The sequence below is a fragment of the Planktothricoides sp. SR001 genome, assembly GCF_001276715.1.
Taxonomy (GTDB): Bacteria; Cyanobacteriota; Cyanobacteriia; order Cyanobacteriales; family Laspinemataceae; genus Planktothricoides; species Planktothricoides raciborskii.
In genome coordinates, this window is record NZ_LIUQ01000018.1 from 1 (window position 1) to 15,346 (window position 15,346).

At 42.5% G+C, this 15,346-nt stretch carries 12 protein-coding genes and 1 pseudogene; 7 read left to right on the forward strand and 6 right to left on the reverse strand.

Annotated elements, in window-relative coordinates; all coding sequences use genetic code 11:
• Positions 1 to 310 precede the first annotated feature (310 nt).
• Entirely contained in the window at positions 311 to 775 is a 465-nt protein-coding gene (locus AM228_RS12500; protein ID WP_054466448.1) for a pentapeptide repeat-containing protein, read from the forward strand.
• A 311-nt stretch (positions 776 to 1,086) separates the two neighbouring features.
• Here the strand turns inward: AM228_RS12500 and AM228_RS12510 are convergent, their stop codons facing one another.
• On the reverse strand, positions 1,087 to 1,854 hold the full coding sequence (locus tag AM228_RS12510; RefSeq protein ID WP_054466537.1) for an RNA polymerase sigma factor SigF: 768 nt from the start codon (positions 1,852 to 1,854) through the stop codon (positions 1,087 to 1,089).
• 759 nt (positions 1,855 to 2,613) lie between these two features.
• Between AM228_RS12510 and AM228_RS12515 the strand changes: the two genes are divergently transcribed.
• From AM228_RS12515 to AM228_RS12540, 5 genes are all read left to right on the forward strand, one after another.
• The gene (locus AM228_RS12515; RefSeq protein ID WP_190879766.1) at positions 2,614 to 3,183 is read left to right on the forward strand and encodes an Npun_F5560 family protein; all 570 of its coding nucleotides are present in this window, start codon (positions 2,614 to 2,616) and stop codon (positions 3,181 to 3,183) included.
• Between the two features lie 427 nt (positions 3,184 to 3,610).
• Positions 3,611 to 4,240 (forward strand): DedA family protein, encoded by a 630-nt coding sequence (locus AM228_RS12520; protein ID WP_054466450.1) that lies wholly within the window; start codon positions 3,611 to 3,613, stop codon positions 4,238 to 4,240.
• 247 nt (positions 4,241 to 4,487) lie between these two features.
• On the forward strand, positions 4,488 to 5,705 hold the full coding sequence (locus tag AM228_RS12525; RefSeq protein WP_054466451.1) for an NAD(P)/FAD-dependent oxidoreductase: 1,218 nt from the start codon (positions 4,488 to 4,490) through the stop codon (positions 5,703 to 5,705).
• Between the two features lie 205 nt (positions 5,706 to 5,910).
• Entirely contained in the window at positions 5,911 to 6,561 is a 651-nt protein-coding gene (locus AM228_RS12535; RefSeq protein ID WP_054466453.1) for an HAD family hydrolase, read from the forward strand.
• Between the two features lie 69 nt (positions 6,562 to 6,630).
• The gene (locus tag AM228_RS12540) at positions 6,631 to 8,448 is read left to right on the forward strand and encodes an RtcB family protein (protein ID WP_054466454.1); all 1,818 of its coding nucleotides are present in this window, start codon (positions 6,631 to 6,633) and stop codon (positions 8,446 to 8,448) included.
• Between the two features lie 146 nt (positions 8,449 to 8,594).
• Here AM228_RS12540 and AM228_RS12545 read toward each other — a convergent pair whose 3' ends face one another.
• Positions 8,595 to 9,290 carry a Uma2 family endonuclease gene (locus tag AM228_RS12545; protein WP_054466455.1) on the reverse strand — a complete coding sequence of 232 codons (696 nt, stop codon included), beginning with the start codon at positions 9,288 to 9,290 and terminating at the stop codon, positions 8,595 to 8,597.
• A gap of 416 nt (positions 9,291 to 9,706) precedes the next feature.
• On the opposite strand from AM228_RS12545, the gene AM228_RS12550 reads away from it, so the two are divergent.
• The gene (locus AM228_RS12550; RefSeq protein WP_054466456.1) at positions 9,707 to 10,285 is read left to right on the forward strand and encodes a Uma2 family endonuclease; all 579 of its coding nucleotides are present in this window, start codon (positions 9,707 to 9,709) and stop codon (positions 10,283 to 10,285) included.
• A 175-nt stretch (positions 10,286 to 10,460) separates the two neighbouring features.
• Here AM228_RS12550 and AM228_RS32480 read toward each other — a convergent pair whose 3' ends face one another.
• The 4 genes and pseudogenes from AM228_RS32480 to AM228_RS36770 form a co-directional block, all read right to left on the reverse strand.
• A complete protein-coding gene (locus AM228_RS32480; RefSeq protein ID WP_156331727.1) occupies positions 10,461 to 10,607 on the reverse strand; it encodes a hypothetical protein in 147 nt (48 codons plus the stop codon).
• Between the two features lie 389 nt (positions 10,608 to 10,996).
• On the reverse strand, positions 10,997 to 11,530 hold the full coding sequence (locus AM228_RS12555; RefSeq protein ID WP_054466457.1) for a hypothetical protein: 534 nt from the start codon (positions 11,528 to 11,530) through the stop codon (positions 10,997 to 10,999).
• 356 nt (positions 11,531 to 11,886) lie between these two features.
• Positions 11,887 to 13,944, reverse strand: coding sequence for an FHA domain-containing protein (locus AM228_RS12560; RefSeq protein ID WP_054466458.1), 2,058 nt, complete (start codon positions 13,942 to 13,944; stop codon positions 11,887 to 11,889).
• Between the two features lie 148 nt (positions 13,945 to 14,092).
• Positions 14,093 to 15,330, reverse strand: a pseudogene (locus AM228_RS36770) (MFS transporter).
• Positions 15,331 to 15,346 lie beyond the last annotated feature (16 nt).

Below are 15,346 nucleotides of genomic sequence, written 5' to 3' on the forward strand. Positions count from 1 at the left end.
TTCCAAAATGAGAATTGCTGCCAAATTTATCTTAGGCTTGTTAAAAACATCAACTCATGGTATAATAGTAAATTATCACTTTAGCTGAAATTTTACAAAACTCAATTATTTTTTAGCAAAAGTAAAGAAAATCAAAGATTGTTTGAGTATTTATAACTTCCTAATATTGTCAGCGATCGGTATCAATATCAACGGTGATACTGGTCACTTTTTTGTTTGATAGTAATCACCTATTCCGGTGACAAGTATCACTGCGATCGCGCCATGAATTTTGGATAATAAACACAGAGAGTCTCGGAGGGAGAGACAAATGAAATCCATTATTCTTCATACCGCAACTTGTTTGATTGCTTTAACCTTCATTACCCCAGTTAGAGCCGAAAATCCTCAACATCTTCAACAGCTTTTACAAACTAATTTATGTCGAGGCTGCGATTTAAGCGGCGCAGACTTGCAAGGCGCTCATTTAATTGGGGCGGATTTAAGAGAAGCCAATTTAAGCGGAGCCAACTTAAAAGAAGCGAACTTAGAGGGAGCCGATTTATCCGGATCTAACCTAGAAAATGCCAATCTCACTGCAACTTTCTTCAACAACGCAGAATTGGCTAATGCTAACTTACAAGGGGCAGACTTAACCAATAGTAATTTTGCTTTTGCTCATCTTTCTGGGGCTGACCTGACAGAAGCTACATTCTTGAATACGGAATTGTTAGGCGCCGATTTAACCGAAGCCAAATTACCGACGAATGTTTTAGTCCACAATAGCGAACCCTGAGCGGGATTTGTCGGCAGCATGAAGCGATCGCAGCATAAATTTTTGCCGGAAATTTCACTCTGGCACGGCATTCAGAAACCGGGTTTTTTAATCAAAGTTGTGGTTCAAATCTACAAATTGTCGCCGAAACCCGGTTTCTTAGATTCACCTAAATCCGGCAGGCATCAAAGAAAATCACATAAAATCAAAGCGGGTCAGAAAATCTTCATTTTCTACCCGCTTTTTTCGCTGAATATTGCTTGCTGAATATTGCTTGCTGAATATTGCTCGCTGATATTGTTTACTTTTCAGAACTTTTCTACAAATATTCCTCAACTCCCCATCAAGTTCTTCAAAGAAGCTAATCCTTTTTTCACCCGACGAGAAACGGTGACGGCACTGATCCCCATCTTTTCTGCGGTTTCTTTTTGAGTCAGATCGTGCAAAAAGACAAACTCTAACACCTTGCGCGTGCCTTCTTCTAAACGAGCGAGAGCCTGTTGTAGGCGAATTTGGTCTTCTTGGGCTAACTGAAAACTCCGATAGCCATGATCGGGAACCGTTTCGCCTAAAGAGGTTTGGTCTTCATCATAACTCTGGACTGGAGCATCCAAACTTAACGGGGATTGATTCTGATAGGCAAGTTTAATTTCCAGCCATTCAGCTACAGGAATTTCTAGTTTTTCGGCAATCTCGGCATCCGTAGGTTGTCGCTTGAGTTGCAGTTGTAGTTGCGCGATCGCCTTCTTGGATTGACTTTGTAATGCCAGCCAATGTCTAGGAATTCTGACTGAGGGACTCTTATCCCTTAGATAATGTTGAATTTCACCGCGAATGTAGGGAATGGCAAAAGAACTGAAGGCACTTCCCTTGGACATATCAAACCGCTCAATCGCTCGAATCAACCCCAAGCATCCCACTTGCAGTAAGTCTTCATAGCTTTCTGAGCATTGATGGATCCAGTGATAGACTTCTCTTTTTACCAGACCAATATTCAGTTGCACAATCTGATTGCGAATTTTCGTGCATGGTGAGGTTTGGTACTGCCGCAACAGTCCCATGCTCTCACTTTTTAGTTCTTTGGTGGCTGTTGTGGTCATAATGACACCCGTTTTGGCATAGCCCCTATACAACAAATTTGACATTTTGACAGATTGCCAGCTTTCTCACTTTGCCAGCTTCACTCAATTTTCTCAGATCAAGACCAATATGTCTGTATGGCTGAGAACCCTAGCTTTTTTACTAGATTTTTTTGATACTTAAAACATAATCCTTAATTAGGATTTTAACATTTTGTACCAAAAGTGTAAATAGGTGTTTATTGTGCTAGGATAAGTCAAGGATTATTTGCTGGGCATTATATGGCGATTGGGAAAAATTAGCAAGGTAAATTTTTTTGAGTTTTCTTGATTTTTCTCGATGATATTTTTTGGCCAAAAAATATCGTTTATGTAGTCTAGCCCTTGCAAATGCTTAACAAGCGGAGATTTTAAGCCTAGATTCACTGACGACTAGATTTTTTATGGTTACTTCCAGTCTTAACTTTTATCTTAACATTTCTTAACAATTAGCGGGCAATTTCGGTCATCATTTCTGAATTTAACTTGAGCAAGGATTGTGAATCTTAATCAAATCGCTTCAGAATACTGGGAATGGGAAGCCCCGAAGCATCGGCAGGGGGAAAGCCTGGAGAACGCAACATTTGCGGATGTGGAGGTTGAAGGGAGGAATTGGGATGTCAATTGCTGCGGGTGATGCTAAGGTGATGCTAAATTAGCAGCAGAGTCAATGGAGCGATCGCGCTTTGAAGAGCGTGAATTGCTCTTTGTTATGAAATGATTGGAACTGGGGCAAGGATCGTGAGCCAAACAGAAAAACCAACGATACAGTCGTTACAAACCGAGGTCACGCATTTAAACCAAGAGTTGCAAATGCGCGATCAACTGGTACAACAACTCTCGCAGGAGTTGTTTCGCTTAGTCAAGGGCAAAAGTGAAATTATTCCCCACCCGCAAGCCGATCAAGATTGCCAAGCTCAGGTAAAAAGATTGCGGGAACAACTCCAAGGGGTTGAAGAGCAAGTGCAATTTTACCAAGAGCAGATCGCCGGTCGCGATCGCGAAATTGTCGAATTGCGCCAGTCTGTAGAAGAACTCACCGATCGCTCTCGGATGCTGGAACAAGTCGTCCAACAACTGCCGGATATTTATCGCCAGAAGTTTGCCGAGCGCATGGCGCCTGTCAAAGAGAAAGTCGAAATGCTGCAACGGGAAAACCAAAAACTCCATGCTGAACTGCAAAGCGTCAGCTATCGTTTGGCGGTTAGATCCCGTCGCCAGTCTGGACGGTTGGATTTACCCAGTTTTTCTGAGGGTAGCGGCAGTGTCAGTCTGCCTTCATTGGGCAATCCCTCCTTGGGGAATGCCTAATTTTGGTATTATGCGGGAATAATTTTCCGGCTGGGGGTCTAGAAACCTAGGCAACTGGGTTTCTAGCACCTACCCGGACTCGTCGCGCCTATGGCACCTTGTTTTCTGGCTCAATTTTTTTGGGTTAAATTTTTTTGGTTAAATTTTTTTGGTTAAATTTTGGTTGGATTTGATTGGTTTTTCCAGACCGCCACAATTCTCTGGGTTAAACCTGATGAAACTTTTCCCCGATCCTACTCAGTATTTCCCTTAAACCAGGCTCTTGGTCTGTCATTTCATCAAATAATTACAGATTATTTAAATGTAATTTAAATAATCACAGGTTGTTAATTATTTTTATCCAGAAATTAATGATTTTAATTGACACTATGACCCGATTTACGTCAATATAAGAGGTAATAGTAAAGGTTTGTAAAGGCTGTGTTGAATGTCGTCTGAGTTAATTTCACTAGAAACCATACAAGAAATAGCACATCAATACGGCTACTGGACAGTTTTTCTGGGAATTATGCTGGAAAATGCCGGAATTCCCCTGCCAGGTGAAACCATCACCCTGGTAGGCGGTTTTCTGGCGGGAAGCGGAGAACTTAATTACTGGTTCGTGCTGGGATGTGCGATCGCTGGCGCAGTGCTAGGAGATAACGTTGGCTACTGGATTGGCAAAAAAGGTGGCTGGCCCTTACTCATAGTTCTCGGTCGAGTTTTTCGCATTACCGAAGCGCAACTCCTAGAAGTCAAAGACCAGTTTAGCCAAAATGCTGCCAGGGCTGTTTTTTTGGGCAGATTTATTGCCCTATTGCGTATCTTTGCCGGACCGATGGCGGGCATCGCTCAAATGCCTTATCCCCAATTTTTGTTATGTAACACAGCCGGAGCAACTATATGGGCAAGTGTTATGGTGAGTTTGTCTTTTTTCGTGGGCGAACTTATTTCTTTGGAGCAATTAATCTCCTGGGTAAGCAAATTCGCTCTAGTAGCCTTGCTGCTTGTGATTGCCTGGTTGGTAGTTCCCCCTTGGTTGGAAGCTCGTAAAACTGCCAAGAATTTGGAACATTAATTAAGTCTTTTAGGGTGGCAAGAATTCTGCCTGATTTCAAATTCATTGATAATCAAACGGCTCAATACTGAAGCAACAGTTAAAAGTGTAAAACAAAAAATGCAAAACGCTATGATTTTGGCGTTTTGCATTTTTTTATGGAAAATGTTATTTATGGTGTTATTTATGCTTGTTTATGGCGATCGCCACAAATTTAAATCGGTGTCACTGCTATCTTGGAAGAGATGATTTTTTTTCTTAACTCCTGCTGACCATGAGCCAAAAACGTATTTGTATCCTCGGTGGAGGCTTTGGCGGTCTATACACTGCTCTAAGATTAAGCCAATTCCCTTGGAATTCACCGGATAAACCAGAAATTATTCTCGTTGAGCAAAACGATCGCTTTTTATTTTCGCCCTTGTTGTATGAATTGCTGACCGGGGAACTGCAAAGTTGGGAAATTGCCCCACCATTTTCTGAACTTTTGGCGGACACAACGGTGCGCTTTGTCCAAGGTGCGGTGACAAATATTGATGTGCGTTCGCGAAGCGTCTCGGAACGAGAATCGCATCTAGTGCAATTAAACGATGGCCCGGATATCAGTTGCGATCGCCTCGTCTTAGCCCTCGGTGGGGAAACCCCAATGGATCGGGTTCCGGGATGTGCTGACCATGCTATTCCCTTCCGCACCATTAATGATGCTTATCGGCTGCAAGAAAAACTCCGAGAGTTAGAAAACTCCGTTTGCGATAAAATTCGCGTTGCCATTGTTGGGAGTGGCTATAGTGGGGTTGAATTAGCCTGTAAATTGGCCGATCGCCTGGGAGAACGGGGTCGAGTTCGGTTGGTGGAAGCCTCGGATAGTATTCTGCGATCGGCTTCGGAGTTTAATCGGACTGCGGCGATGCGATCGCTGAAAGAACGGGGGATTTGGATTGACTTAGAAACCACCGTCGATCGCGTCGAAGCGGATAGCATCTCCTTAATATATAAAGAACAAATCGATAACTTGCCGGTGGATATCGTCCTCTGGACTGTGGGCACCGAAGTTTCCCCCGTGGTGCGATCGCTGCCCCTGAAGCAAAATCAACGGGGTCAAATTACCACCACTGCCACCTTACAGGCGATCGACCATCCCGATATCTTTGTCCTCGGAGACTTAGCGGACTGTCAAGATGCCAGCGAGCAACGGGTTCCCAGCACTGCCCAAGCTGCCATCCAGCAAGCGGACTATGCTGCCTGGAACATTTGGGCCTCTCTCACCGAACGTCCTTTATTACCCTTCCGGTATCAAAATTTAGGGGAAATGATGACATTGGGTTTAGACAACGCCACCCTCACCGGCTTAGGAATCAAACTCGACGGCCCAGCGGCCCATATCCTCCGCCGTCTCATCTATTTATATCGCCTCCCCACCTTAGACCATCAGCTTAAAGTTGGGTTTAACTGGATCACTCAACCACTGCGAGAAATGCTTTCTAGTTAATTCAATTGTTACTGGTTATTGGTTATTCGTTATTGGGGCAATAGTCGAACCACAAATAACCAATAAATCTGTGGCAAAATTCTGAAAAGGCGATCGCGGTTTTAAGAATTTTGCCACAGGTCTAATAAACCAACAAACAACCACCAACCACCAACAAACAACCACCAACAAACAACAAACAACCACCAACAAACAACAAATAACCATGACTAATCTCAAACCAAAAGTTATTTTTTTTGATGCCGTAGGAACGCTTTTCGGCATTCGGGGGACAGTCGGACAAATTTATGCAGAAATTGCCCAATCTTTTGGCGTAGAAGTTGCCCCCAACCTATTAGATCGAGCCTTCCGGGAAAGCTTTCGGCAAGCCCCAGCCGCAGCCTTTCCCCATGCCACTCCCAGAGAAATTCCCCGGTTAGAATTTGAATGGTGGGAAAGGGTCGCCTCCCACACCTTCCAAAAAGCCGGAGTACAATCCCAATTTCGCGACTTTAGTAAATTCTTTGCGGAACTTTACGCCTACTTTGCCACCAGCCAGCCGTGGGTACTTTATCCCGAAGTGCTGCCCACCCTGGAACGGTGCCAAAGTGCTGGCATTGAACTCGGTGTTTTATCTAATTTTGACTCGCGGCTATATGCGGTCTTAAAAGCGCTCGATTTAAATCATTTTTTCCAATCCGTCACCATTTCCACCGAAGTGGGGGCTGCCAAACCTGACCCGAAAATCTTTGCCACCGCTTTGGCAAAACATAATTGTCTGCCCCAGGAAGCTTGGCACGTCGGGGATAGTCGCCAAGACGACTATGAAGGGGCGAATGCCGTTGGTTTGCGCGGCTACTGGCTGACACGGGGTTAGGGAGCAACGCTCGACAAAACATACTACATAATGTAGTATATAAATAGTCATACTGGCAATATAATTCTTATGCCCTACGAACAACTGAAAATCTCAACGCCCAAACCTGTCTTATCTTGGGCAAATCACGAACTAGGTTCGGAAGAAACTGCAATGGCCAAAAATGTGGCCTCGTTGCCATTTGTGTTTAAGCACGTGGCGCTTATGCCCGATGTTCATTTGGGCAAAGGGGCCTTAGTAGGGTCAGTGCTGGCGACCAAAGATGCGATTATTCCCGCTGCGGTGGGGGTCGATATTGGTTGTTTCACTGGGGATACATTAGTTCCTCTCGCAGACGGCAAATCTTATTCCCTGGCGGAGTTAGCTTCCTGGGGGCGGGAGTTTGTGGTTTACTCCTGTACCAATACAGGACGAATTGTGGCCGCAAAAGCGATCGCTCGTTTGACTCGTCGCAATGCCCCATTAGTCAAAGTGGTTCTCGACAACGGTGCAGAAATCCTATGCACTCCCGACCACCAATTTATGCTGCGTGATGGCAGTTATCGAGAAGCCAAAGATTTAAATAATGGTACATCCTTAATGCCTTTTTATAGCAAAACATATCAGGATGGCTACACTTTAATTCAGCAGAATGATTCCGGTGAATACCAAGTTTTTGACAATGGAAAACGGGGAAAAAATTATCTGATTGACTACAATAACAGCGAAAAAGGAAGAGCAAAAAGCAAGGAAATTGCTAATCGGATCTACACCTGTGAAACCTGCGGCGATGAAGTGAAAACTCCCATTGGATTACATAACCATCGGCGAAAAGAACACGGGTACAACCACAAAGTCGTTGAGGTTGTTTCCCTAGAAGAACAACAAGACGTTTACTGTTTAACCGTTCCCGAATATCATAACTTTGCTCTAACTGCTGGGGTATTCGTTCATAACTGTGGTATGTGTGCGGTAAAAACTCCATTTTTCGCAGACAAACTCGAAGGCAAATTGAAAAAAATTCGCCAGGATATTGAAGCAGCAATTCCTCTGGGTTTTGATGAAAATAAGGACGTGGATAAACCGGCAAGTAATTGGCAGGGATGGCGGGATTTTAAAGACCTTCATGCTGGAGTCCAACGCTTAGAAGGAAAAGCCATGAAACAATTGGGTTCCCTCGGTGGTGGCAACCATTTTATTGAAGTCTGTTTAGATACAGATAATCAAGTTTGGTTGATGTTACATTCCGGTTCTCGGCACATTGGCAATATGTTGGCCCAATGTCATATTGATACCGCCAAAGAATTAGCCCGATTAGCAGGCGATCGCCTCCCTGACCCAGACCTGGCTTATTTTGTCTCCCAAACTCCCGAATTTGATGCCTATTGGCATGATTTACAATGGGCACAAAACTATGCCCGCAAAAATCGCGATGTAATGATGGATCGGTTCATGCGAATTGTGGAAAAACACCTCGCAGGAGGCAAACCCACTAAACCGTTATTACTGGTCAATTGTCATCACAATTACGCTGAAAAAGAAACTCATTTTGGCGAACAAGTCTATGTGACTCGCAAAGGTGCCGTGAGAGCTAGAGAAGAAGATTATGGGATTATTCCCGGTTCAATGGGAGCCAAATCTTTCATCGTCAAAGGCAAAGGTTGTGCTGATAGTTATTGCAGTTGCAGCCACGGCGCCGGTCGTTTAATGTCTAGAAATAAGGCGAAAAAAGAATTCACTGAAGCGGATTTAATTGAACAAACTCAAGGCATTGAATGTCGCAAAGACCGAGGGGTACTGGATGAAATACCTGGAGCTTACAAACCTATCGAGCAAGTGATGGAAAATCAATCAGATTTAGTGGAAATTGTGGCAACCTTGAAACAAGTGGTTTGTGTCAAAGGTTGAAGCAAATTTATCTGATTATCTGATTATCTGATTAAATGTGATTAGATTTGATTAAAAATGTGCATGAATTCCGTAGGGGCGCAAGCATTGCGCCCCTACTTTTTTTCGTCAGGATAAAACTAACATAGTAACAGCGAGTAAATCGGTTACAAATCCTCTGGATTAATGTTTAATTCTCGCAATCGTGCCTCTAAGAGTTTAACTCGTTCTTCGGCTTTTTCAGCCCGTTGGCTTTCGGCTTCAGCCCGCTGGCTTTCGGCTTCAGCCCGTTCAGCTAATTCCTGAGAAGTTAAAAACTTTTGTCCATCAGGGCGAATTAACTCAAGTCCTGACTCAGTTAATTCAAATTTAATTCCCAGTCGGGGAGAAACCCACCCAGATACGCGATCGATGACGGCTAATTTTTCCCCTTGACGCAACCAGCCAGTTAAATCCAAGCGATCGGGGTCATAGAGGTAGTATTCTTCTACTCCATAGCGATCGTAAAACTGGAATTTTTTCGCCATTTCCGATGGCCGATTTCCCGGAGATAAGATTTCAAACACTACTTGCGGGGCAATATTTTCTTCTTGCCATTGTTGATAAGAACCTCGGCGTCCTTTGGGTCGCCCAAATGCCACCATCACATCTGGGGCTTGTCTTAGCTGATTATCCCCTTCTACGGGATACCATAATAAGTCTCCCGCTACAAATACATTTTGCTCCGCAGAAAACAAAATTTCTAAGTTTTCTTTGATTAAGACAATCAGTTGGAAATGTTCTGTATTATCTGACATAGGTTGACCGTCACTATCGGGATAGATAATTTCTGGTTTGGTTGGAGATTTTAGTTCGGCTACCATAGAGCTTTACCTCCGATAATTGGCAATTTATTTTATTTTAGCATAAAAGCATTTTATTTATGATTTAATTCTATTAAATTAGTTGTATTTGATATTAAATTTTGTGAATGAAATTAACTAATAATTTATAGTGTTTAAACTTATTTTTTAAATCCTGATATTTATTTTCACAAATCAGCAACTTTATTGAGTTTTTGACCGATAGATGGGTCATAGAAGAAACCGGGTTTTTGCGACAATTTATGCTTCGTACCGAGTACGGTCGATTCGCGAATCGCCCCTACAATTAAGAAACCCGGTTTCTGGTTGGTATGAGATATGGGAATAAAGGCGATCGCGCCATTTTTTTAACTCTTCTCTGGCAGGTATCTGGCAGGTAAATGATAAACTAAAGTGAAGGTTGATGGAGGTGAAATATGGTACTGTCAACAGTCAAGTGGAGTGTAGAAGACTACCACCTGATGATTAAAACGGGGTTACTCGACGATCGCCCCGTGGAGTTATTAGCAGGAGAAATAGTTGAAATGTCCCCCGAAGGTGAAATTCATGCTTTCTTTAGTTCAGAAGCAGGAAATTATTTGACTAGAGTTTTAGGCGATAAGCCTGACGGCATAGCTGACGCTTACCGCGCTTTTGTTCGCCACGCCAAACCTATCACCCTGCCCAACGGGTCGGAACCGGAACCGGATATCACTATTGTCCAGCCCCTAGGGAGAGAGTATCTGACTCATCATCCTTATCCAGAAAATATCTTCTGGGTAATCGAATATGCTAATAGCAGTTTAGAAAAAGATGCAACAGTAAAATATCACATTTATGCAGAAGCGGGCATCCCAGAATATTGGCTGGTGAATCTACAAACTGGGGAATTAATTATTTACCGCCAACCCCGTGAACGAGAATATGGGTTTAAAATGACCTTAAAAGATGGGGAAATTTCGCCCCTGGCATTTCCTGATGTGACCATTCCCGTTGAAAAGATTATTTCAGCTTAAACGATTCAAAAACCAGGTTTTTTCAAGCAACTGGGTTTCTTTTTCATGGGACAGAAACCGGGTTTCTTTTTACTCAAAAAACCCGGTTTATTTTACTTCTTATTTTTGGCGGCATTTCTGCGGACTTGGAAGTATAAGAAAAACGCCAACCAAAATGCTATGGCACAACCGGCACTTAATAATACCGCTGATTTGCTTGCCAAGGAAATGTCTTTTTTTCTGCCAGCATTAACCCGGAACTCGACGCCAAGATCGCCCCTGCGGCAATTCCCACCCCGATCGCCTGAATATGGTCTTGTAACTGTTGGTTTTGGTCTGGCATTCAGGCGATCGCATTCTGCTTGGTCTACTTCTACCAAACCGCAAATACTAGAAATCGCCGTATCCAGCAAAACATATCCTGGTTTAAAATAGTTTAAATCCCCGCTAATTTGGGCTTGAAAAGCGATCGCCTTCTCCGAGAAACCGGGTTTATATTATAACTTTGGCATCCCAACCGAGATTTCTGTAGAAACCCGGTTTCTGTTATCCCAAGAACTGCGATCGCCTTTTTTTGGTAGGGTGTGTTAGGCGGCGCAGAAATTTTTGCTAACCACAAATAATCTTAACTTGCGCCGCAGTAACGCACCAATTGTCATATTGGTTTTAACTCATAACTTTGCTAATTCAATAACTTTATTGCTTGATAATATTGAATTAGCAACATGAATGTTATGCGTTGTAACACCCATCATCGTTATATGTCATTTGGTCATCAAAATCATAGTTATCGTCGTTATTTCCTATGTAGTTATCTGGATCATAGCTGACGTTATCGATATCGTTACTAAGCATGGTTTGATCGGTGTAACTATCGCTTTGGTTGCCATCGGCATACTCTACAGTGTCATGGTGGCCATCACCATTGCTATCGTAACTCTTAGAAGCGTAATCAAATTTTCCATCTTTATTCTCATCAAACGCTTCAACTACAATCTCATAATACCCGTCTTTATCGGTATCGTAGTGATTGTAAACATTATCAATTTTTCCATCACCATTGGTATCTTCAGCAATATGATATGGAATTGATCGATTATCGCGATCGTAAACATAATCAACTTGTCCGTCACCATTGGTATCTTCAGAAATGGTATATGAATCCCGGAACACCGTGGGCATATTTTTTAGCCTAAGTTCATTTTTTAATGAGTCAAAATTGCCGTAGTTTGTGTCCATGTTTGTTTCTCCTTCAGATGTGTTCATGTTCGTTTATCCTTTATATGTGTCTATGTTCGCTTATCTTTTAAACTTCGATTTAATGGCATTGGCAACATTATCAAATCTGTGACGGCAGGCATCCCTGATTTAATCAAAAAGACCCATGATGAAACCTCCCTGTCATTAATATTTCTAAAGTTTATTCTGGTCTATCAAAAAATACCATATAGAGCATTTTTAAATTTGCTGATTAGCTGACCATAATCGTCAGTACATTTATTGATATTTAGCATTATTTTGGGTTGGGGTTGTCCGGTATTTTTATTCATTAACACCTCTGGTTTATTTTAAGACTTAATTTAAGTAGATATTTTATTACATATATCCATGAACAGGCTTTTTTATTGCTGCAATTGTTTATGTTGTTTTTCAGCATAATCCAAACCTTTTTTCATGTCATTCATGTAGGCGCAAACCTTATCGCTAGTTGTTTTCATTAAAGTTTTAAATCGGCGTTTTTCCGCTTCGATCGCCAAATTAATTTGCTGGGATAAATTATCCGCAATACTTTTCGCCAAAGATTGATAATGTTGGCATAAGCCTTTGCGTAAATTTTCGGTAATTTGTTCAATTTTGGCAGTTTCGCTTTGTTGTTGGGCGACCTGTTTTCCCAGGACACCCATCCCAGCAGTCATCAGTAGAATGGGTTGTCCCATTGCCAAACCAACAATTCCCATAACTGCCGATCCCCATAACATCAAATTGTTGCCCGAAGCGGTGTCTTGAAAAGAAACCTGATTGTCAAATTCCACAAAAGAATATTGCAAGCATTTGTAAACGTCAAACTCTGGGTTAGCGGCAAAAGATGCACTGGGTAAATCCAGACCGGGAATAAAATCAAAGGCTGCATGAGTACGTTGGAAAATTGCTTGTAAACCGCCATCGCCATAAGTCCCAAAAACTCGTTGCCATTCATCTTTTGCCCACTGACTCATATCTCCGTAACAAAGACGATTCAGATGAGTATGGATGGTATGGGACTTGTTCATTTTCTCAGAATTTAAACACAGGGAAACCTGGTCTTTTTCTTTGGTGACAACGGGTTGCAGTTCGTCGGTAAACTGTTTAATCTTATACAGTAAACTTTCTTTACTGAATCCATCGACTAATTCTGATTTCGATTTATTCAGTTCCACTCTAATTTCTCGGAATGATTTTTCTTTGTTTTCTGCTACTTGTTTGAAGGTTTTTCTAATTTGTCGATCCAACTCATCCAGATCGGTTACCGGAGGCAAGGCAATAGATTTCGCAATCCGGGTTTTTAAGTTTGCTTCTTTTTCGCCGTAAGCTTGTTCTATAATCGCAATTTGTTCCTTGATTTTTTTGCTGAACCGCTGCATCAGAATTTCCTCCCGTTGCCCGATCGCCAACTGTTCTAAAAATTGGCGAAACCGATCGCACTCTTGCTGCACATTTGGCGCCAGTTCGGTCATGGGTTCGGGACTGGGATAAAAAGGATGCAAAGGAATTAACGGCAAGGCAACAGTCCCTTGCAAATTTTGGCTTTTTAGCCATTGCTTGAAGGCGTCAATATTATGGTTAACTCGTTCCGGTTCGCGAGCGATCGCTGAAACATCCACAATTGCAATCGTTTTGAAAAGTCGCCCTTGATTTGCTCGCGAAATCAGCCGTTTTTCTGTATCGGAAACGGGGACAGTGGGGTTAATCACCAAACAGAGAATATCGCAGTCAATCAGTTCTTTATATAATGACTCATTCGGATCCGAAGTTTGATTTCCGGCAGAACCATGAGGGGGTTGGGGAGAGGCGATATTATATTCAAATTTAAAAATAAGTTCCGCACTGCGATCGGTCGGTTCGGGATAGCCTAACGTAATGCGATCGTCTGGATGCAAAGTTTGGCATCCCGAAATCTTTTGACCGTTGATGTAAGTGCCATTGGTACTGGTGTCACAAATTTGCCAATTTCCGAAAGAATTATCCGCCCCCGGAACCGGGACAATTTCCGCATGATGTCCCGAAGCAAAACTGTATTGTTGGGGGATTTGAATTTGACAGCCTGGACGACGACCGATGAGTAATTTACCATTTTTGGACAGACGATGAGAAATCGGCTTTTCGCGATCGCGATCGGTAAATTGCAAGAGAACAGGTTCGGGGGCAGCTAACTCCGTGCGAGCATATTCTACTGCCTTGATGGGAATTTCGGTGCGTTGAGATTGACCCGGTAAAGTTGTAGTTTGAAATTGATAAAGTGCCGGTAGGGTGGCACTCGATTCTACCAGTTTAGCAACCGCATAAGCCAGGGGGGGAGATTGACTGACAATTTGAAATTTGATTTGTCCAGCTTTGAGCGTTGCACTTAAGCTGCTCAATTTTCCCGCCACGGTTTTAAAGGTGGGGTCTTCTGCTCCTGTGGCTGTCAAGAATTTGTGCATTTCTTGGAGAGACTGGATCAGTTTTTCTGTTTTGCTTGATGCCGCTTGGGGTTAATTTTCTGTTGCAGTAAACATGGTTAATAATTAATTTTATTTCAGTGTTTATGTGGTTAGAGTTTACTTAAGCTTATAAAGGTTAGGTTAAAGGTTAAGGTTCACAATTTACCAAACGTTTTAAAGAACGCTGGAGCGGTTGAATTTGCTGGGAAAATATGCCAGCGGCAATCAAACAAATCAGACCATTGATGGTTAAAGTTGTCACCACACCGAGGCGATCGGCCATAAAGCCACTCATTAAATTTCCTAATGGGGTCATGCCGACAAAAGCAATGGCAAATAAACTCATAATTCGGCCTCGTTTATCATCGGGTGACAGAATTTGTAATATGGTATTGCTCGATGCAACTTGTAAACTTAAGGCAAATCCGACTAAGTACAAGGATATAAAGGATATTATAACATTTTCTGATTGAGAAAATACCATCAGACTGATGCCAGCTAATCCGGTGGATAGAGGAATAATTTTTTCTAAACCGAAGATTTTAATTTTGAACAGCAAATATAGGCTGCCGATTAAAGAACCTAGTCCAGCAAAGGATAGCATAAAACCCAGAGTTTCGGCATTGCCTTGCAAAATTTCTTTGGCAAATATGGGCGTTAAAGAAGTATAAGGCATGGCCATAAAACTCACTAAGCCTAGTAACAGGAGAATGAAGCCTATATCGGGAAATTTTACTATATATGCGAATCCTTGTTGCAATTTTTTCCAAGGGCGATCGACTTGGGTTGAACGGGTATTTTTAGCGGGAGATATTTTAATCATTAATAAGGCGGCAATCACAAACATATAAGTAAATCCATCGAACAAAAAACACAAGCCAATCCCCAAATTAACGATCGCCCATCCCCTAAAGCAGGGCCGAGTAACCGACCGAGACTAATGATTAACGAATTAAGCGCGATCGCCTCCCCAATTTCCGTTTTTTTATCGACAATTTCGGCAATAAAAACTTGTCGGGCAGGCAGATCAAAAGCCTTAATACAACCTTGGCACAAACTCAGGGCAATCATCCCGTAAATATCGATATGACCTGTCAAACAGAAAACCCCTACGGCCAAAGTCTGAACCATCGCAAAAGTCTGAGTCAGAATTAAAACCCGTTGCCGGTTCCATTGGTCGAGTAACACTCCCGTAAAAGGGGCTACAAGTAAACTAGCAATATCATCAGTGAATGCCACCAAACCTAGTAAAAAAGCAGAGTGAGTTAGCTGATACACCAACCAACCGGCAGCCACTTTTGTCATCCACTGTCCAACCAGGGAAATGCCTTGTCCGGTAAAAAACAGGCGGCAATTTTTAGAGCTTAATACCAGATTCATCGACATTATCCCCAGTTGATTT

Bases quoted from the DNA above. Each gene is read 5' to 3' on its own strand.
- AM228_RS12500 (WP_054466448.1), top strand. From the start codon at position 311: ATGAAATCCATTATTCTTCATACCGCAACTTGTTTGATTGCTTTAACC.
- AM228_RS12510 (WP_054466537.1), bottom strand. From the start codon at position 1,854: ATGACCACAACAGCCACCAAAGAACTAAAAAGTGAGAGCATGGGACTG.
- AM228_RS12520 (WP_054466450.1), top strand. From the start codon at position 3,611: ATGTCGTCTGAGTTAATTTCACTAGAAACCATACAAGAAATAGCACAT.
- AM228_RS12535 (WP_054466453.1), top strand. From the start codon at position 5,911: ATGACTAATCTCAAACCAAAAGTTATTTTTTTTGATGCCGTAGGAACG.
- AM228_RS12540 (WP_054466454.1), top strand. From the start codon at position 6,631: ATGCCCTACGAACAACTGAAAATCTCAACGCCCAAACCTGTCTTATCT.
- AM228_RS12545 (WP_054466455.1), bottom strand. From the start codon at position 9,290: ATGGTAGCCGAACTAAAATCTCCAACCAAACCAGAAATTATCTATCCC.
- AM228_RS12550 (WP_054466456.1), top strand. From the start codon at position 9,707: ATGGTACTGTCAACAGTCAAGTGGAGTGTAGAAGACTACCACCTGATG.
- AM228_RS32480 (WP_156331727.1), bottom strand. From the start codon at position 10,607: ATGCCAGACCAAAACCAACAGTTACAAGACCATATTCAGGCGATCGGG.
- AM228_RS12555 (WP_054466457.1), bottom strand. From the start codon at position 11,530: ATGAACACATCTGAAGGAGAAACAAACATGGACACAAACTACGGCAAT.
- AM228_RS12560 (WP_054466458.1), bottom strand. From the start codon at position 13,944: ATGCACAAATTCTTGACAGCCACAGGAGCAGAAGACCCCACCTTTAAA.